Origin of the sequence: Nocardia sp. BSTN01, assembly GCF_015354405.1 — a bacterium.
GTDB lineage: Bacteria > Actinomycetota > Actinomycetes > Mycobacteriales > Mycobacteriaceae > Nocardia.
In genome coordinates this window covers 40,069-57,838 of record NZ_JADKYP010000032.1, presented here as the reverse complement: position 1 = coordinate 57,838, position 17,770 = coordinate 40,069, and the positions used below count along the sequence as shown (strand labels likewise).

General features: G+C 68.3%; 17 protein-coding genes. 10 read left to right on the top strand and 7 right to left on the bottom strand.

The genetic code is table 11. From position 1 onward, the window contains the following. Positions 1-14 precede the first annotated feature (14 nt). Together IRT45_RS23380 and IRT45_RS23375 are read right to left on the bottom strand one after the other, a co-directional pair. Entirely contained in the window at positions 15-371 is a 357-nt protein-coding gene (locus tag IRT45_RS23380; RefSeq protein WP_309241117.1) for a helix-turn-helix domain-containing protein, read from the bottom strand. A gap of 89 nt (positions 372-460) precedes the next feature. Next, positions 461-1,723 carry an MFS transporter gene (locus IRT45_RS23375; protein WP_194807997.1) on the bottom strand — a complete coding sequence of 421 codons (1,263 nt, stop codon included), beginning with the start codon at positions 1,721-1,723 and terminating at the stop codon, positions 461-463. A gap of 189 nt (positions 1,724-1,912) precedes the next feature. Between IRT45_RS23375 and IRT45_RS23370 the strand changes: the two genes are divergently transcribed. Next, positions 1,913-3,448 (top strand): FAD-binding protein, encoded by a 1,536-nt coding sequence (locus IRT45_RS23370; protein WP_194807994.1) that lies wholly within the window; start codon positions 1,913-1,915, stop codon positions 3,446-3,448. A 3-nt stretch (positions 3,449-3,451) separates the two neighbouring features. Here IRT45_RS23370 and IRT45_RS23365 read toward each other — a convergent pair whose 3' ends face one another. Then, positions 3,452-4,042, bottom strand: a complete 591-nt coding sequence (locus IRT45_RS23365; protein ID WP_194807993.1) for a helix-turn-helix domain-containing protein — start codon at positions 4,040-4,042, stop codon at positions 3,452-3,454. Positions 4,043-4,120: 78 nt separating this feature from the next. Here IRT45_RS23365 and IRT45_RS23360 point away from each other — a divergent pair, with 78 nt between their 5' ends. Together IRT45_RS23360 and IRT45_RS23355 are read left to right on the top strand one after the other, a co-directional pair. Continuing rightward, positions 4,121-5,143, top strand: a complete 1,023-nt coding sequence (locus IRT45_RS23360) for an NAD(P)/FAD-dependent oxidoreductase (protein WP_228534820.1) — start codon at positions 4,121-4,123, stop codon at positions 5,141-5,143. 23 nt (positions 5,144-5,166) lie between these two features. Next, positions 5,167-5,838, top strand: a complete 672-nt coding sequence (locus tag IRT45_RS23355; protein ID WP_194807991.1) for a bifunctional 2-polyprenyl-6-hydroxyphenol methylase/3-demethylubiquinol 3-O-methyltransferase UbiG — start codon at positions 5,167-5,169, stop codon at positions 5,836-5,838. Positions 5,839-5,849: 11 nt separating this feature from the next. On the opposite strand, the gene IRT45_RS23350 is transcribed toward IRT45_RS23355, so the two are convergent. Further along, positions 5,850-6,380, bottom strand: a complete 531-nt coding sequence (locus tag IRT45_RS23350) for an NUDIX hydrolase (RefSeq protein ID WP_194807989.1) — start codon at positions 6,378-6,380, stop codon at positions 5,850-5,852. Positions 6,381-6,477: 97 nt separating this feature from the next. Between IRT45_RS23350 and IRT45_RS23345 the strand changes: the two genes are divergently transcribed. The 3 genes from IRT45_RS23345 to IRT45_RS23335 are packed head-to-tail and all read left to right on the top strand — an operon-like array spanning position 6,478 to position 9,107. Further along, entirely contained in the window at positions 6,478-7,149 is a 672-nt protein-coding gene (locus IRT45_RS23345) for a class I SAM-dependent methyltransferase (RefSeq protein WP_309241116.1), read from the top strand. Between the two features lie 12 nt (positions 7,150-7,161). Beyond that, positions 7,162-8,724, top strand: coding sequence for an NAD(P)/FAD-dependent oxidoreductase (locus tag IRT45_RS23340; protein WP_194807988.1), 1,563 nt, complete (start codon positions 7,162-7,164; stop codon positions 8,722-8,724). A 29-nt stretch (positions 8,725-8,753) separates the two neighbouring features. After that, positions 8,754-9,107: a VOC family protein gene (locus tag IRT45_RS23335; protein WP_194807986.1), complete on the top strand. Its 354-nt coding sequence runs from the start codon at positions 8,754-8,756 to the stop codon at positions 9,105-9,107. 12 nt (positions 9,108-9,119) lie between these two features. Here IRT45_RS23335 and IRT45_RS23330 read toward each other — a convergent pair whose 3' ends face one another. Both IRT45_RS23330 and IRT45_RS23325 read right to left on the bottom strand, forming a co-directional pair. After that, positions 9,120-9,680, bottom strand: a complete 561-nt coding sequence (locus IRT45_RS23330) for a dihydrofolate reductase family protein (protein WP_194807980.1) — start codon at positions 9,678-9,680, stop codon at positions 9,120-9,122. Between the two features lie 107 nt (positions 9,681-9,787). Beyond that, entirely contained in the window at positions 9,788-10,414 is a 627-nt protein-coding gene (locus tag IRT45_RS23325) for a GDSL-type esterase/lipase family protein (RefSeq protein ID WP_194807978.1), read from the bottom strand. A gap of 87 nt (positions 10,415-10,501) precedes the next feature. On the opposite strand from IRT45_RS23325, the gene IRT45_RS23320 reads away from it, so the two are divergent. The 3 genes from IRT45_RS23320 (at position 10,502) to IRT45_RS23310 (ending at position 14,653) form a co-directional block, all read left to right on the top strand. Continuing rightward, a complete protein-coding gene (locus tag IRT45_RS23320) occupies positions 10,502-11,275 on the top strand; it encodes a 2OG-Fe(II) oxygenase (RefSeq protein ID WP_194807977.1) in 774 nt (257 codons plus the stop codon). Beyond that, positions 11,262-12,032: an SDR family NAD(P)-dependent oxidoreductase gene (locus IRT45_RS23315; protein ID WP_228534819.1), complete on the top strand. Its 771-nt coding sequence runs from the start codon at positions 11,262-11,264 to the stop codon at positions 12,030-12,032. Before IRT45_RS23320 ends, IRT45_RS23315 begins: the two co-directional genes overlap by 14 nt. Before the next feature lie 248 nt (positions 12,033-12,280). Further along, positions 12,281-14,653, top strand: coding sequence for a lysylphosphatidylglycerol synthase transmembrane domain-containing protein (locus IRT45_RS23310; protein WP_194807975.1), 2,373 nt, complete (start codon positions 12,281-12,283; stop codon positions 14,651-14,653). Between the two features lie 124 nt (positions 14,654-14,777). Here IRT45_RS23310 and fadD5 read toward each other — a convergent pair whose 3' ends face one another. Continuing rightward, positions 14,778-16,343 carry a fatty-acid--CoA ligase FadD5 gene (fadD5, locus tag IRT45_RS23305; RefSeq protein WP_194807974.1) on the bottom strand — a complete coding sequence of 522 codons (1,566 nt, stop codon included), beginning with the start codon at positions 16,341-16,343 and terminating at the stop codon, positions 14,778-14,780. Positions 16,344-16,759: 416 nt separating this feature from the next. On the opposite strand from fadD5, the gene IRT45_RS23300 reads away from it, so the two are divergent. Next, positions 16,760-17,731 carry a nitronate monooxygenase family protein gene (locus IRT45_RS23300; RefSeq protein WP_194807972.1) on the top strand — a complete coding sequence of 324 codons (972 nt, stop codon included), beginning with the start codon at positions 16,760-16,762 and terminating at the stop codon, positions 17,729-17,731. Positions 17,732-17,770: the final 39 nt, after the last annotated feature.

Sequence of the window (17,770 nt, the reverse complement as noted above, 5' to 3'; positions counted from 1 at the left end):
TCGGGGTGCGTGGCTCAGAGCACGCGGTGTAGTCGGTCGGTGAAGTGCCGGATGCGGGCCTCGTCGCGGCGGTAGTAGGTCCACTGCCCGCGCCGGGTGGCGATGAGGAATCCCGCGCGCTGCAGCACCGCCAGATGGGCCGAGATGGTCGAGGCCGATGTTCCGGCCCGCCGCTGGATCAGTCCGACACATACACCGAGTTCGGCCGAATCCTCGTCCAGCTCAGCGAAATTCGCGTGCGGCTCCTTGAGCCAGTGCAGGATCTGCAGCCTGGTCCGGTTGGCCAGGGCCTTGCATTCCTCGAGCATCTCGCATTCGGCCTCGTTCAGCTCGGCGAGGTCTTCCACGCGAACCGATCCGCTGTCGCGCACATCCACCATCCTTCGGCATTTCGCTAATTAACGAATTTAGGCGCCGAACAGCGGCACGGCACTGTGGCGCTGGTCACTCGGATCGCCGGTCAGCCCTGCCGCATCGGCTCCGGCGCCGGATGCGGCGATTCCACCGCGGCGTCCACGTCGACATATCCGCCTCGGAACAGCAGCAACGGCGTGGCCAGCAACAGCGCACCCGCGACGCCGAGTGCGGTGCGCGGGCCGGTGAGCTGCGCCAGCACGCCCCAGAGCGCGGTCAGTATCGCGGTGGTGGCCTTTCCGGTGATCGACCAGGCGGTCAGCATGCGTGCCACCACTCCCGGATCCGTGCGCTGCAGGCGGTAGGTCGCCATCACCGGATTGAAGATCCCGATGCTCGCGATGAGACCGGCCTCGACGACGATCACCAGCACCAGACCACCGAGCCCCGCGGTGATCCCCACCAATCCGATCGGCCAGCAGGCCCGCAGCGTGCCGGCGACCAGGACGATCCGACGTTCCCCGTACCGGCGGACCAGTCGCGGCGACAGCCGGGAGCCGAGCAGGCCCGCCAGGCAGGGGATTCCGAATGCCAGCCCGTACTGCCAGGTCGGAAAGCCGAGGCGGCCGAGCATCAGCACGGTCAGCACCGGCGCGGTCGCCATGATGAGCCCGTTCACGGCGACGGAGTTGAGAAACAGCGGCCGCAGACCGGGATGGGCCAGCAGATAGCGCCAGCCCGCGAACAGATCGGCGGCGCGGGTGCGCCCGACCTTCCCGCGATCCGGACGTGGTTCGTCGGCGCGGATCGAGCCGAGCGCCGCGGCGGACAGCAGATAGCTGCACGCGTCCGCGAGGACGGTCGTGACCGGACCGAACAACCCGATCGCTGTACCGCCCAGCGGCGGTCCCAGTGCGGTCGCGGTCCAGGTGGTGGATTCGAATCTGCCGTTGGCGGCGAGTAGATCCTCCTGCGAGACAACGCTTTTCAGGTAGGCGCCGCTCGCCGCGCGGAAGGCGATATCGGCCGCGGCCACCACGACGGAGACGATGAGCAGTTGCGCGTAACCGAGCACGCCGAAGGCGAAGGCGACCGGAATACTCAGCATGGCGGCGAAGCGCAGCAGATCGGTCCCGACCATCACCGGACGTTTCCGCCGGTACTCGACCCAGGGGCCGAGCGGCAGGGCGAGCACCACGCCGACCGCCAGTCCGGCGGCGGCCAGTGCCGAAACCGCGCCCGGTCCGACGTGCAGCACGCGTATCCCGATCAGGGGTAGCGCATCCAGAGCCAGGCAGGTGCCGAAGGTGCTCACCGCGTAGGCGGACCAGAGCCGGGTGAACGGGGTGCCCAGCGAACGATTCATCATCGAGGAGATCGAAGCAATCGGCCCGGGCGGCCCGCAAACAACCGACACGCGGGCGGCCACAACCGCCGGTTGTGTCGCGGTGGCACGGATCGGCGGCTGTGGCCACCGGGTTCCTGCCCATCGGGATCTTCGGTGACGCAGGGGCGCCGAACGCTTACCGTGAGCACAGACGAGTGCTGGGAGTGTGCGGTGACGGACTGGAACGAAGAAGTCGATGTACTGGTCGCGGGTTCGGGTGGCGGCTTGGCCGGCGCCTATACCGCGGCGCGGGAAGGACTTTCGGTGGCCGTGGTGGAGGCGACCGAGAAGTTCGGCGGCACCACCTCGTATTCCGGCGGCGGCGGAGTGTGGTTTCCGTGCAATCCGGTGCTGCAACGGGCCGGGGTGGACGACACCCTCGAGGACGCGCTCACCTATTTCCGCGCGGTCGTGGGCGATCGGACGCCCGCCGACCTGCAGGAGACCTATATCCACAACGGCGCCCGGGTGATCGAATACCTGGAGAGCGACGACAGTTTCGAATTCCAGATGTTCCCGTGGCCGGATTATTTCGGCGCGGCGCCCAAGGCTCGCACCGACGGTAAGCGGCATATCGTTCCCGCACCGCTGCCCGCCGCGACTCTCGGGGACCTCGCCACCGCCGTGCGCGGCCCGCTGGGCACCGACCGGCTGGGCGAGCCGCAGCCGAAGTATCTGATCGGCGGCCGCGCCCTGGTGGGGCGGTTCCTGCTCGCGCTGTCGAAGTTTCCCGACGTCTCGTTGCGGCTGAACACCCCGCTCGTCGACCTGGTCACCGAGGACGGCGCGGTGGTCGGCGCGATCGTGGAACGTGAGGGCACGCGGATCGCGATCCGGGCCCGCAAGGGAGTTCTGCTGGCGGCCGGCGGTTTCGAAGGCAACGACGACCTGCGCCGGCGCTTCGGCGTCCCCGGCGAGGCTCGCGACACCATGGGGCCCTGGGGAAATCAGGGCAAGGCGCACGAGGCCGGGATGGCGGTCGGCGCCGATACCGATCTGATGGATCAGGCGTGGTGGTCGCCGGGAATGATCCATCCCGACGGCCGTGCGGCCTTCGCGCTGTGGTTCACCGGAGGCATCTTCGTCGACGGGGCGGGGCAGCGTTTCGTCAACGAATCCGCACCCTACGACCGGCTGGGCCGCGACATCATCACGCGCCTGGACGAGGGTGCGATGACGCTGCCGTTCTGGATGATCTACGACGACAGCGCCGGCCCGGTGCCACCGGTGCAGGCCAGCAACGTCCCGATGGTCGATCACGAGGAGTACGTGCGCGCGGGGCTGCGGCACAGTGCGGCGACCCTGGACGAACTCGCCGAGCAGATCGGCATTCCGGCGCAGGCGCTGGCCGACACCGTGGACCGGTTCAACGGCTTCGCCGACCGCGGCGTCGACGAGGATTTCGGCCGCGGTGACGAGGCCTACGACCGCGCCTTCTCGGAGGGCAGGTCACCGCTGGTGCCGATTCGGAAGGGACCTTTCCACGCCGCGGCCTTCGGCATCTCCGATCTGGGTACCAAGGGCGGTTTGCGCACCGATACGGCCGCGCGGGTGCTGAACGAATCCGGCACACCGATTCCCGGGTTGTACGCCGCGGGCAACACCATGGCCGCGGTGAGCGGCACCGTCTACCCCGGCGGCGGCAATCCGATCGGAGCGTCGGTGCTGTTCAGCCATCTGGCCGCGCTGGATATGGCCGGACGCTGACCGCTAGTCCCCGCCGGTTCCGGGGCGGGCCCGCACATGGGCGCGCTCGCCCTGTTTGCCGAACAGGCTGAGGAATTCGACGGACCGTTCGTCGGCCGGGCCGAACCAGTGCGGGACGCGGGTATCGAATTCGGCCGCCTCGCCGGGAACCAGCACGAGGTCGTGTTCGCCGAGGATCAGGCGGAGTCGGCCGTTGAGGACGTACAGCCACTCGTAACCCTCGTGGGTCTGCGGATCGGGTTCACCGCGGCGGTTCTCGGGGTGGATCACCATCTTGTAGGCCTGAATGCCACCCGCGCGCCGGGTCAGCGGCAGCATAGTCATACCGTGCCGGGTGATCGGCCGCAGATGGATGCGCGGATCGCCGGTGGGCGGGGCGTCGACGAGTTCGTCGAGGGTGACGCCGTGGGCCCGGGCCAGTGGCAGCAGCAGTTCGAGGGTCGGCTTGCGGGCGCCCGATTCCAGCCGGGACAGGGTGCTCACCGAGATGCCGGTCGTCGCGGACAGGTCGGCGAGCGTGGTCTGGCGTTGGTGTCGCAGCGCGCGCAGCCGGGGGCCCACGGCGTCGAGCGCGCGGTCCAGGTGGTCGTCCATGACCCCAGTTTGCCATTTCAGCAAAGATGTTTGCCAGTTTTCCGGTCTGTGGGGCACGGTGGACACCAGGAGGTGGTCATGGTGACCGATGAGCTGAACAGCAACTACGACGTGGTGATCGTCGGCGGCGGGGCGGCCGGGTTGAACGGCGCGTTGATGCTGGCACGGGCCCGCCGATCGGTGGCGGTGGTCGACGCCGGCGCACCCCGCAACGCCCCGGCCGACGGGGTGCACGGACTGCTCGGCCGGGAGGGGATGCCGCCGGCGGAACTGCTCGCCCGCGGCCGCACCGAGGTGCGCGGCTACGGCGGGCACATCGTGCCGGGTGAGATCACCGGCGCGATCCGCGAGGACGATGAATTCCTGCTCGAACTCGCCGACGGGCGGACCGTGCGAGCGCGCCGGCTGCTGGTGACCACCGGATTGGCCGACGAGATCCCGGATATCGCGGGCCTGCGGGAACGCTGGGGTCGCGATGTCGTGCACTGCCCGTACTGCCACGGCTGGGAGGTGCGCGACCGCAGGATCGGCGTGATCGCCGGCGGTCCGATGTCCGTTCACGGTGCGCTGCTGTTCCGGCAGTGGACCGACGATGTCGTCCTGTTCACCCACACCATGGACGCACCCGGCGCCGACGCGGCGGAAAGGCTTGCCGCGCGCGGCATTCCGGTGATAACCGGGAAAGTGGCGGCGTTGGAGGTCGCCGGGGACAACATCAGCGGCGTGCGGCTCGCCGACGGGACGGTGGTAGCGCGCGAGGTGATCACCGTCGGCCCGCGCATGGTCGCGCGGAGCGACATCCTTCGCAAACTCGGCCTCGAACCTCTCGAACATCCTTCGGGCGCAGGCGAATACATTCCGACGGACGCGATGGGCCGCACCGACGTTCCGGGCGTATGGGCGGCGGGCAATGTCACCGACCTGAGCGCGCAGGTGGGTGCGGCGGCCGCCGCGGGCGCGTTCGCGGCCGCGCAGATCAATGCCGACCTGGTGGAGGAGGAGACACGCCGGGCCGTGGAGCGCCATCGGCACGGATTCTCCGCCGGCGATGAGGCCGCCGTGACCGAGCGCGTCCTCGGCGATCGGCGGCACGGCCTGTGAACTCGCACCCCGAAGGAGTCGATATGAACGGCAGTGATACCGGCGGGCACGCACATCACGAGCACAGCTGCGGCGGACGTGAATTCGACCGGCACTACTGGGAACAGCGCTACCACGGCGCCGGTTCCGCCTCCGCGAGCGAACCCAATCCCCACCTCACCGGCGAACTCGCCGACCTGCCGCCCGGCACGGCCCTGGACGCCGGCTGCGGCGACGGGGCGGAGGCGATCTGGCTGGCCGGACGCGGCTGGCGCGTCACCGCCGTCGACATCGCGGCGGCGGCCGTCGCACGCGGGCGGGAGAAGGCCGACCGGGCCGGTCACGACATCGCCGAGCGGATCGATTGGCACGCAGCGGATCTGACGGAGTGGAACGCGGGCGTGAACCGCTTCGACCTGGTCTGCGCATGCTACGTGCATCCGGTCGATTCGAACGACGCCCTGTTCGAGCGCCTGGCCGCCGCGGTGGCACCGGGCGGAACGCTGTTCATCGTCGGCCACGCTCCCGGTGACCACGAGTCGGCCGCGCACACCTCCGCTGCCCATGTGCACGTCACCGCGACGGAGATCGCCGCCGGACTGGCGCCGGATCGCTGGGATATCCAGTTGGTCGAGGGCCGGACGCGGTCCGTCGTTCGTTCGAGCGGCGAGTCGATCACCCTGCGGGACAGTGTGTTCCGCGCCCGAAAGCGTTGAGTGACGCCGCGTCAGCGGCGCTCGTGGAGCAGGAGCAGGCCGTAGGCGGCGATGGTCTGCGAGTCGGTGATTTCGCCGGTGCGGATCATCCGTTCGACGATGCCGCGGTCGAACCACCGCGAGCGCATGTCCTGTTCCTCGGGTTCACGTTCGGGTTCGCCCGCGGTGAGGCCGGTCGCCAGATAGGCGTGGCCGCGCTGAGCGAGCGTGGCCGGGGCGGCGTCGAGGATGCCGAGGTGGGTCAGGTCGGCGGCACGCAGGCCGGTCTCCTCGCGCAGTTCCCGGCGGGCGATCTCCACCGGGTCGCCGGACTCGCCGCCCGGTAGCGCACCCGCCGGGAACTCCCAGCACCGTTGTCCCAGCGGATATCTGAACTGTTCCACCAAATGCAGCCGATCGCCCTCCAGCGGTACCACCACGGCGAATTCGGCGCGGTGCACCACGCCGTAGATGCCGGTGGAGCCGTCGGCGCGGCGAATACTGTCCTCGCGGACCACGATCCAGGGATTGCGATACACGATGCGGGAGGTGAGCGTCCTCATCCGTCCGCCTCCCGGTGCTGCGTCGAGGTGGCCATGCCGCGACCCTACGCGCCGAAACCACGCGGCGGCCGGGGATGGGCGTCGGTAGGCTGCCGGAGTGAGTGCGAATTCCGATGCGGTGGCGGCGGCGTACGACGAGGTGGCGGAGCTCTATACCGGCCTGTTCCGGGATGCGATGGTGAACGCGCCGGTCGATCGGGCGATGCTGGGATTGTTCGCGGAGTTGGTGCGGGCCGAGGACCGCGGGCCGGTGGCGGATCTGGGATGCGGGCCGGGCCGGATCACCGGACATCTGGATGCGTTGGGACTGAACGCCTTCGGCCTCGACGCATCGGCGGAGATGATCCGGATGGCCCGCGAGGTTCATCCGCACCTGCGCTTCGAGCACAGGTCGATGGAGAAGCTGGACGTCGCCGACGGCGGTCTCGGCGCAATCGTGGCCTGGTACAGCATCATTCACATGCCGCCGGAGCAATTGCCGGAGCTGTTCGCGGAATTCGCGCGGGCGCTGGCAGCGGACGGCTATCTGATGCTGGCGTTTCAGGCCGCCGACGACGGCGCCGACCGGCAACCCTACGACCACAAGGTGGCGCCGGTGGTGCGGTGGTCGCCCGAGGCGCTGGCGGAGATGTTACGGCCGCACGGGTTCGTCCCGCTGACCCGGACGGTGCGGGCGCCGGAACCCGACGAGCGATGTCCGCACGGTTATCTGCTGGTTCGTAAGTCCGCGACACCCGGCGGATCGGACGCGGGTCGCGCGAATTCGTGATATCCAGGGCTGATGCGCGACTCCTATGACGTCGTCATCGTCGGCGGCGGGCACAACGGGCTGGTGGCCGCGGCGTATCTGGCGCGCGCCAGATTGTCGGTGCTGGTTCTCGAGCGGCAGGACCACACCGGTGGCGCGGCGGTATCGGAACGGGTGTTCGCCGGGATCGACGCGCGCCTGTCGCGCTATTCGTATCTGGTGAGCCTGCTTCCCGATCGGATCGTCCGGGATCTGGAACTGCGATTCCGGACCCGCGAGCGGCGGATCTCGTCGTACACGCCGGTCGGCGACACCGGACTGCTCGTCGATACCGCCGATGCCGGGCGAACTCGCGAGAGCTTCCGCCGCGTCACCGGATCCGATGCGGATTACGAAGCGTGGCAACAGTTCTACGCGACGACCACGCGGGCCGCGCAGCGGATCTTCCCCACAATGCTGCGGCCGCTGCCCACCCGCGGCGAACTGCAGCGAGCGCTCGACGATCCGGATAGCTGGGAGATGCTGTTCGAGCGGCCGCTCGGCGAAACCGTCGAGGCGCGATTCCGCGACGACGCCGTGCGCGGGGTGGTCCTCACCGATGCGCTGATCGGCACATTCACCCACGCGCACGATCCGCAGCTGCGGCAGAATCGCTGTTTCCTCTACCACGTGATCGGCAACGGGACCGGCGAGTGGAACGTCCCGGTCGGCGGCATGGGCGCGCTCACCGATGCCCTCGCCGATGCGGCCCGGCGGGCAGGCGCGCACCTGCGCACCTCGTGCACGGTGACCGGTATCGATACCGACGGCGATACAGCACAGGTGCGGTTCGACACACCGGACGAATCCGGTCTGGCGGACGCCCGCCACGTCCTGGTCAACGCCGCGCCGGCCACCCTCGCCCGGCTGATGGGCGAGCCGGTCGACGCGATGCCCGAGGGCAGCCAGTTCAAAGTGAACATGCTGCTGCGCCGGCTGCCCCGCCTGCGCACCGATATCGACCCGCGCGAGGCGTTCGCGGGCACGTTCCATATCGCGGAGGGATACGGCCGGCTGGAACGGGCATATCGCGAGGCGGCCGCCGGGCGATTCCCGAGCGCCCCGCCGTCGGAAATCTACTGCCATACGTTGACGGACCCGTCGATTCTGGGTTCCGAGGCCGCCGAACGGGGCATGCATACACTGACCCTGTTCGGATTGCACACGCCTGCGGCGCTTTTCGAGCACGGCTCACGCGACGAGCTGCTGGCGTCGACACTGCGTGAGCTGGATTCCTTACTGGCCGAGCCGATTTCCGGCTGTCTCGCCGCGGACGCGAACGGCGATCCGTGTATCGAAGCCCGAACGCCGCTGGAACTGGAAGCCGAACTCGGCCTGCCGCGCGGCCATATCTTCCACGGCGACTTGGATTTTCCGTATCGCACCGACGACGATGCCTCACCCGCCGCGCGCTGGGGTGTCCGCACGGGCCATCACAACATTTTCCGGTGCGGCGCCGGCGCGGTCCGCGGCGGTGGAGTGAGCGGAATCGGCGGCCACAATGCGGCCATGGCGGTCCTGGAGATCACGGGCCGCACCACCTCGACAGCGAATTAGTATCACCGCCCGGCGGACAGGAGGACCGCATGCGCACCCATCGCATCATCACCAACCTTCGAGTGGCCGATATCGAGGCCGCCCGCGGCTTCTACACCGATTTCCTCGGTCTGAGCACCGAGGAATTCAATATGGGCTGGGTCGCCCGATACACCTCGCCGGACAGCGGCGCCAACATCCAGCTCGTCACCCGGGACGCGGCCGCGCCCGCCGACTCCGTCGCCTCGGCGCTGGTGGACGATGTCGACGCCGCCTATGCGCAGGCGCGGCGGCTCGGCTACGAGATCGTCCATCCGCTGACCACCGAACCGTGGGGAGTTCGCCGGTTCCTGGTTCGCGCCCCGGACGGCAACGTGCTGAATATCGTCCGCCACCGCGAGTGACCCGCGGACCGGTCAGCCGAAACTCGGTCGCACCACCGAATTGGCGGTGACCCGGTAGGTGGTCAGGACGACCCCGTTGTCGAGCACCTCGGAGTCGGCGAGGGCGAGGGTGGCTTCGGGCTCCACGGCCTCGAACAGCCGCAGCCCGCTGCCCAGCAGGACGGGGTAGACGACCAGGCGGTACTCGTCGACCAGTTCGTGTTCGCGCAGGTACTTCACCAGCGAGGCGCTGCCGAAGACGAGCAGGTTCTGCTCGGTCCGCAGTTTCGCGATGCCGGCGGCGAGATCGCCCTCGATGCGCTGAGCGTTCCAGTCCAGATCGCGCAGCGAATCGGTCGCCACATACTTGGGCATGCTGTTCATCTTGTCCTTGTACGCACCCTCCTCCGGGTGGTCCGGCCAGGACGCGGCGAACATCTGGTAGGTGGTGCGACCCAGCAGCAAGGCGTCGACCGCCTCCAGCTCACCGGATTTGTAGTTCGCGATGCCGTCGCACCAGAACGGTGCGGTCCACAGCGGATCCTGGATGAATCCGTCCAGCGAAACGAATTCGGCGACAACGATCTTCCCCATGATTGACCTGCTCCTCTGCAACCTGTCACCGGCCCGGTCGGCCGATGCGTTCGAACCGAAGACGGGACGGACAACGCTGATTAATCGGTGCGGGCAAAAACCGCGAATCAGCTCACCGTCGGCAAGCGGGTGCGGGGTTCGGTCAGCCATTGCAGCCAGTGCGGGCCGATCATCGCGGCCAGTTGCTCGTAGCCCGGTGCGCCGGGATGGTAGCCGTCACCGTCGCGCAATTCGCGCATCCAGATGTCGTTGTGGCGCAGCGGTTGGTGAACGCGAAGGTACTGAACCTGTTCGCGAGCGCACATGTCGGTGAATCGATCATCCAATTCGATTGTGCGCGTGTTCTGTTCGTCGTCGATACAGGGCGGCGGCGCGACCACCAGGACGGTCCAGCCGAGTTCGGCGCAGCGGCGCAGCATGCGGCGGAGATTGGCCGCGGACTCCTCGGCCGGCACCCGGATCGCCTCGTTCTCCCAGAGCGTGTCGTTGACGCCGAAGGAGAAGACGACTCGCGCGTCGACCTCGCCGGATAATCGCTGCCCGCATTCGGCCTCCCAGCGGGCGGCGATATCGGAGGAGGTCTGGCGTCGCACCCCGAGGTTGTAATAGGTCAGCGGTATTCCGGCCGCTGTCGCACGGCCGGCGAGGCGGCCGGCCCAGCCGAGGCACTGCGGATCTCCCAGCCCCGCAACCAGAGAATCCCCCACGAAACAGACCCGAACGTCGCGCACCACCGGGTGATGGTTGCACAAACCGGGACGAACTCGGCGCGGTACCGGGAAGGCAATAAGATCGGCGGGGTAGTCCGGGAGGGAGTTTGTATGTTGTCCGAGGCGCCGTTGCCGCGCTGGTTCATCGATCTGCTGGCCCATCGGCGATGGATTCGCCGCACCCGCCCCTTCCCCCACGTCTACGTTCGTGACGTCTTCGTCGCCGAGTTCTATCAGCGGCTCGCGGCCGAATTCGATCGGGTGCGCACCGAGCGCCCGGATCTGTTCGGTCCGGTCGCCACGGGATACGGCGCCTCGGGGGCGAGCCTGACCCGGATGCGCAACGGCCCGCTCGAGGTCTTCCTGTCGCGGGCCTGGCACGACCTGATCGAACGGGTCGCGGGCGTCTCGGCCAGCGGCGATGTGGAAGGCTCCCTGCACCATCATCCGCCGGGGAGTCCGCGCGGCTGGCCGCATCACGACCTCACCCCGGCCTGGTTCCCGGGTGCGGAACCGGGCCCGGAGGCGGTCGGTCTGCCGGCGGACGAGATCGATCTGAAGTCCGGCGCGCGGCCCGCCGGGGTGCCGGCCCGCGAGATGGTGCGCGCCGTCGCGGTCCTGTTCTATCTCGGCAACGGCGAATGGCAGCCGGGCGACGGCGGCGAGACGGGACTGTTCGCCGATATCGGCACCGCGGACCCGACGCCGACGGTGGTCGTTCCGCCGCTGGACAATTCGATGGTCGTCTTCGAATGCACGCCGCGGTCCTGGCACACCTTCCTCGGCGCCAACACCGCGGCCCGCAACAGTGTGGTGATGTGGTTGCATCGGCCGAAGGAGCAGGCGGCGAGCCGCTGGGGAGGGGATCGCATTGTCAACTGGTGACGCCCGCCGAGTGTGCCTGCTCACCGGAGCGGGTGGGCGATTGGGTGATGCGTTCTGCCGCGCGTATTACCGCAACTACGACATCGTGGCGGTCTGCCGCAGTCGGGTTCCGGCCGCGCCCTCGCAGGAGGAATGGTTCATCGATCCGCTGGAGCCGTGGCAGCCGGTTCCGGAGAACGAATCCCGCATCTTCGTCGTGCGCGCCGATCTGCGCCGGGAGGGCGAGGCCGAGCGCGTGGTGGATCTGGCACTGGCGAAATTCGGCGCGGTCGATCTGCTGGTCAACAATGCGGCGCAGCTGGATCTACAGCCGAACGGACTGGTCGACGGCGACACCGCCCTGGACGCGCTCGCGCCGCAGTTCGCGATGAACGTCGAGGTGCCGCTGCGATTGGCGACGCGGCTCGCGCAGCGCTGCTGGTTGCATCGTGGTGACGAGAATCGGGCGCGCAATCGCAATATCGTCAACGTCTCGAGCTTGTCCGGATCGCGGGTCTATTCCGGCGGGCAGGCCGTCTACTCCGCGACCAAGGCCGCACTCGACCATCTGACCAGGCATATCGCCGCGGAATTCGCCGAATTCGGGGTCCGCGCGAATGCCGTCGCCCCCAATTCCTTTCCCGCGCTGGTGCCGACCGAGCTGGTCGCGGCCGCGATCGCCGAACTCGACACCGGCACCATGACCGGTGGCATCTTCAGCGTCGGCGACACCGACGCACCCGAACCCGTCACGGTCAGTCCGGGACCGCCCGGGTGACGCTGCGCCCGGCCGGTCCGCGAAGACCCGGGCGCTCGCGCGGTGGCCTCGGCACGAGCGAGCGGAGATCCGGACGCGGAGCATCCGCCCGAGTCCGAGCGGCTCGTGTGGAGTACGCGCACGCCCACCTGCGCGAACCCGGGGAACGGCGTGTTGCCGACGGGCGCTCGGAGCGCCTCCTGCATACTCACACCCGAGCCGACCCTGGGACAGACGCAGCTCCCTCGATCCGAAAGTTTCGATACGACATGCGAGTAGACGGGCGGGAGATCCCCGTCTCCGGCAGTCTGCTGCAGCCGCGGATCAGGCGGACCAGCGACATCATTCGCGTGGTGCTGTCCGCCCTGCTGGTGGCGGTGGTGGTCGCCGGATCGCTCATCACCCGCCCGCGCTGGGAGGCCCTGGAACGGTCGGTCTCCGATATCGTCGGCTTCCTCACGCCCGAACAGTCCAACCTGGTCTATCTGCTCTACGGCATCGCGATTCTGGCGTTGCCCTTCGCGATCCTGGTCCGCCTGATCTTCCGGATGCAGTTCAAACTGCTCAGCGGTTACGTCGCCGCGGGTCTGATCGCGGTGCTGTTGCTGTCGATCACCGAATCCGGGATCTCGGCGCCGCAGTGGCATCTGGCGGTGCCACGTCAGCTCGACACCTTCCTGTCGCAATTTCTCGACGATCCGCGCTGGATCGCGATGCTGGCCGCCGGTTTGACCGTGGCCAGCCCGTGGCTTCCGGCATCCTGGCGGCGGTTGTGGTGGGCGTTGCTGATCGCGTTCGTGCCGCTGCATCTGTTCGTCAGTCTGGTGGTGCCGTCGCGGGCGATGTTCGGGCTGGCCGTGGGCTGGTTCGTCGGCGCGGTGATCGTGCTGGTCGTCGGCACTCCCGCGTTGGAGGTGCCGCTCGAGGCCGCCGTGCGGGTACTGGCCGGACGCGGATACACCGTCACCGGTTTCACCGTGCTGCGTCCGGCCGGTCCGGGACCACTGCTGCTGAGCGCCGACACCGGACCGCATCGCCAGTTGGTCGTGGAGATGTACGGACAGAATCAGCGCAGCTGGGGAATGTTGCGGCAGGTGCGGCGCTGGCTGACCTTCCGCAGCAGCGAACGCACCCCCGCCTTCGCCTCGATGCGCCGCGCGGTCGAACACCGCGCACTGATGGGTATCGCGCTCGGCGACCTGGGCCTGGCCAGCAATAAACCGCTGACGGTGGCCGCCCTGAGCCGCGGCTGGACCCTGTACGCGCACACCGCGCCTCGGGGCCGGCAGCTGGCCGCCACCGACAGCGAGGTGGTGCTGACCAACGTCTGGCGGTCGCTGCAGAACATGCACCGGGCCCAGATCACCCATGGCGATCTGCGGGTCGAGGAAATCCGCATCGCCGAGGGGCGGGTGCTGTTCGGCGGCTTCATGGCCGCGGAATTCGGCGCCTTCGACTCCCGCTTCTCCGCGGATATCGCGCAGTTGCTGCTCACCACGAGCTCGCTGTTCGGGGCGGACACGGTGGTGGCGACCGCCATTCACGTGCTGGGGGAACAGGCGGTGCTCGACGCGTCCCGACGGCTCACCAAGAACGGAATCGGCGCCCAGGTCCGCAAATCGGTGCCCAACAGCGGTGAACTGATGAAAACCGTCCGCGCTCAGGTACTTCAGCAGACCGGTAAGGATCGGATCGAGGCCGCGCGGATCACCCGGTACTCGCGCAACCAGATCGTGCAGCTGGTGCTGCTCATCGCGCTGGTGTACGTGGCCTACCCGTTCATCAGCCAGGTGCCGACCTTCTTCACCGAATTGCGCACCGCGAACTGGTGGTGGGCGCTGCTGGGGCTGACGATTTCGGGCGCCACCTACGTGGGCGCGGCGATGGCGCTGTGGGGGTGCGCGGGAACGTCGGTGGATTTCCGCAAGCTGCTGGGCATGCAGGTCGCCAACACCTTCGCCGCGACCACCACACCCGCCGGGGTCGGCGGGCTGGCGCTGAGTGTGCGGTTTTTGCAGAAGAGCGGCCTGGGCACGGTGAAGGCGACCGCGGCGGTGGCGTTGAACCAGGCGGTGCAGGTGATCACCCACGTGGTGCTGCTGATCATCTTCAGTGTGGCCGCCGGTGTCTCGGCGAACCTGGAACATTTCGTGCCGAGTGCGACCGTGCTGTACCTGCTGGCCGGTGGTCTGCTGGGTGCGGTCGGGGCGGCCATGTTCGTCCCGACGGTGCGGCGCTGGCTGCGCAACGAGGTGCGGCCGCAGCTGGCGGAAGTGGTCGCCGAACTGCGGACGCTGGCACGTGAACCGAAACGCCTGCTGATGATCGTCGGCGGCTGCGCGACCACCACGCTCGGCGCGGCGGGCGCGCTGTGGGCCGCCATCGAAGCCTTCGGCGGCGCGACGACATTCGTGACCGTGACGGTCGTGACGATGATCGGCGGCACACTGGCATCGGCGGCACCCACGCCCGGCGGTGTGGGCGCGGTGGAGGCGGCGCTGATCGGTGGTCTGGCCGCCTTCGGTGTGCCTGCCGCGATCGGCGTGCCGGCGGTGCTGCTGTACCGCGTGCTGACCTGCTGGTTGCCGGTCTTCTGCGGCTGGCCGCTGATGAACTGGCTCACCAGGCACGACATGATCTGAGCCGCAGGCCGTTCCGGCGCGTCGCGCGCCGATACGGCAACGAGCCGCCGAGTGCTCGACTCGGCGGCTCGTTCACGACCGGGTATGCGGGCGGCGCATGCCCATCCTCGGCCGGTGCCGAAGGTCAGCCCGCGTAGTCCTTACGCAGTTGCACCTTCACGACCTTGCCGCTGGCGTTGCGCGGCAGCTCCGGCACGATCACCAGATCCTTCGGATGCTTGTATCGGGCGAGGTTGTCGTTGAGGAACGGGGTCAGCTCCTCGAGGGTCAGCGTTTCGCCGTCGAGCAGCGCCACCACGGCCACCGGCACCTCGCCCCACTTCTCGTGGGCCCGGCCGACCACCGCGGCCTCGTGGATCTTCGGATGCGCGAACAGCACATTCTCGACTTCGGCACAGTAGATGTTCTCGCCGCCGGAGATGATCATGTCCTTCTTGCGGTCGACCACCCAGACGAAGCCCTCCTCGTCCTGGCGAACCAGGTCGCCGGAGTGGAACCAGCCGCCGGCGAAGGCTTCCGCGGTCGCCTCGGGCTTGTTCCAGTAGCCCTGCATCATGGTCGGCCCGCGGTAGACGATCTCACCGATCTCGCCCGGCGCGACGTCGTTCATCTCGTCGTCGACGACGCGGCTCTGGATGGTCGGGATCGGCTTGCCGACCGAGCCGAGTTTGCGCAGCGCGTCCTTGCCCTCGAGCACGCAGGTGATCGGCGACATCTCGGTCTGACCGAAGACGGCGACGTTCTGCGCGTTCGGGAAGCATTCGGCCATCGCCCGCAGCACGGTCTCCGAGGCCGGCGCCGCCCCCCAGCTCAACGTCTCCAACGCGAGCTTGCGCTCCTTGACCGTCGGATCCTCACAGATCAGCTGCCACTGGGCGGGGACACAGAACGCGGTGGTGGCCTGTTCGGCCTCGATGGCGTCGAGGAATTCGGTCGCGTCGAACGCGCCGAGCGGATGCAGCACGGTCGTGGAACCGAGCATGAACGCCGGCGCGAGAGCTCCCAGTCCGGCGATGTGGAACAGCGGCGAGGTGCAGAAGCCGATGCTGTCGGGGGTCGAGTTCATCGCCCGGATGCAGGTCAGGGCCTGGGCATTCAGGTTGGCGTAGGACAGGATCGCGCCCTTGGGGCTGCCGGTGGTGCCCGAGGTGTACATGATCAACGCCGGAGTGTCCTCCGGAATGTCTTGCGGCACATGGGGTTCGCCGGTTTCGGCGAGGAAGTCGTCGTAGCCGATGACGCCCTCGCCGGTGGTGCCGCCGATGACGACGCAGGTGCGCAGCGCCTCGCTCTGCGCCATCACACCGGTGGCCAGCGGCTGCAGCAGCGAGTCGGTGACGATCGCCGCGGCCCCGGAATCGGCCACGATGTAGGCGACCTCGGGCGGGGTGAGCCGGAAGTTCACCGGTACCGCGATCGCGCCCAGCGCGTTGATACCGAACACGGCCTCCAGGTACTCGGTGTAGTTGAGCGCCAGGATCAGCACCCGGTCGCCGAAGCCGACACCGCGCCGAGCCAGGGCATCGGCGAATTTCAGTGACCGCTCGTGCAGCTGTTTCCAGGTGGTGTCCTGCCCGCGGAACCGGATCGCCACCGCGTCCGGGCGCATCAGCGCATGCGTGGCGATCTGGTTGTTCCAGTGGTTGCGACGCGACCGGATCGGTTCGTCGGTCTGGACACCGGTGGTCATGCAGGAACTCCTCTCGGCCCGTCAGAGTTCGCCACCGAATGGCCCGGCGGCGTCGACGGCTGAACCAACAGCGAGAATAGCAACTAACTTTTTGCCGTGACAAGGGTTACATACGAGAATCACGGTTCACAGAAGGTTCGCCATACCGCGCCGCCTCATAGCGATAACCTGGGATTTTGCCTGAGTGCACCGTGCCGTCAGTTCCACGCCCCTCGAGGCTGATGGAGCAAACTGCCGCTCACATCCTGTTGTCTCCGACGCGGTCGCCATGCCAATATCGACCCATCCGGGCAGGCCCGGCTCGCACGCGGCCAGGCACCCGAGGGGCGGCAGTGTGTGCACACACCGGCATCGAAACGTGCCGGAGATGCCGGGCGCGCCGCCCCGAGTCGTACCGCGGCCAGGAGGACAACCAGATGTTGCGCACCAGATTCACCGAGATGTTCGGTATCGAACACCCGATCGTGCAGGGCGGCATGATGCACGTCGGCCGCGCCGAACTCGTGGCGGCGGTCGCCAACGCGGGGGCCCTCGGCTTCATCACCGCGCTCACCCAGCCGACTCCCGACGATCTGCGGCGCGAAATCGAGCGCACCCGCGAGCTCACCGACAAGCCGTTCGGCGTCAACGTCACGATCCTGCCCTCGATCAACCCGCCGCCGTACGAGGAGTACGTCAAGGCGATCATCGAATCGGGCGTGAAGATCGTGGAGACCGCCGGCAGCAACCCGGAACCGTTCCTGCCGTATTACAAGGAAGCCGGAATCAAGGTGCTGCACAAGTGCACCAGCGTGCGGCACGCGCTCAAGGCGCAGAAGATCGGTGTCGACGGCGTGAGCATCGACGGTTTCGAATGCGCCGGCCACCCGGGTGAGGACGACGTGCCCGGCCTGATCCTGATCCCGGCCGCCACCAAGACGCTCGACATCCCGGTCATCGCGTCGGGTGGTTTCGCCGATGCGCGCGGCCTGGTCGCCGCGCTGGCGCTGGGCGCCGACGGCATCAACATGGGCACCCGCTTCCTGTGCACCGAGGAGTCCCCGGTGCATCGAAAGGTCAAGGAGCAGATCGTCGCCCACACCGAGCGCGACACGCAGCTCATCTTCCGCACCATGAACAACACCGCCCGGGTGGCCGACAACGAGATCAGCCGCAAGGTGGTCGAAATCGAGGCCGCCGGAGGCAAATTCGAGGATGTGCGCGATCTGGTCGCCGGCGCGCGCGGCCGCCGCGTCTTCGACGAGGGCGACCTGGACGCCGGCATCTGGTCGGCCGGACAGGTGCAGGGCCTGATCGACGACATCCCGACCTGCGCCGAACTGATCTCGCGCATCGTGGACGAGGCCGAGACGCTGATCAACTCCCGGCTGGGTTCGCTGGTCGTCTGATTCCGGCATGCGGCGCGAGCCGCGACCGCCACGGTCGCG

What these genes read in the sequence shown, in the direction of transcription:
- IRT45_RS23355 (WP_194807991.1), top strand. Translation starts at nt 5,167, where the DNA reads ATGAACGGCAGTGATACCGGCGGGCACGCACATCACGAGCACAGCTGC.
- IRT45_RS23365 (WP_194807993.1), bottom strand. Translation starts at nt 4,042, where the DNA reads ATGGACGACCACCTGGACCGCGCGCTCGACGCCGTGGGCCCCCGGCTG.
- IRT45_RS23350 (WP_194807989.1), bottom strand. Translation starts at nt 6,380, where the DNA reads ATGAGGACGCTCACCTCCCGCATCGTGTATCGCAATCCCTGGATCGTG.
- IRT45_RS23335 (WP_194807986.1), top strand. Translation starts at nt 8,754, where the DNA reads ATGCGCACCCATCGCATCATCACCAACCTTCGAGTGGCCGATATCGAG.
- IRT45_RS23375 (WP_194807997.1), bottom strand. Translation starts at nt 1,723, where the DNA reads ATGATGAATCGTTCGCTGGGCACCCCGTTCACCCGGCTCTGGTCCGCC.
- IRT45_RS23340 (WP_194807988.1), top strand. Translation starts at nt 7,162, where the DNA reads ATGCGCGACTCCTATGACGTCGTCATCGTCGGCGGCGGGCACAACGGG.
- IRT45_RS23320 (WP_194807977.1), top strand. Translation starts at nt 10,502, where the DNA reads ATGTTGTCCGAGGCGCCGTTGCCGCGCTGGTTCATCGATCTGCTGGCC.
- IRT45_RS23310 (WP_194807975.1), top strand. Translation starts at nt 12,281, where the DNA reads ATGCGAGTAGACGGGCGGGAGATCCCCGTCTCCGGCAGTCTGCTGCAG.
- IRT45_RS23300 (WP_194807972.1), top strand. Translation starts at nt 16,760, where the DNA reads ATGTTGCGCACCAGATTCACCGAGATGTTCGGTATCGAACACCCGATC.
- IRT45_RS23330 (WP_194807980.1), bottom strand. Translation starts at nt 9,680, where the DNA reads ATGGGGAAGATCGTTGTCGCCGAATTCGTTTCGCTGGACGGATTCATC.
- IRT45_RS23360 (WP_228534820.1), top strand. Translation starts at nt 4,121, where the DNA reads ATGGTGACCGATGAGCTGAACAGCAACTACGACGTGGTGATCGTCGGC.
- fadD5 (WP_194807974.1), bottom strand. Translation starts at nt 16,343, where the DNA reads ATGACCACCGGTGTCCAGACCGACGAACCGATCCGGTCGCGTCGCAAC.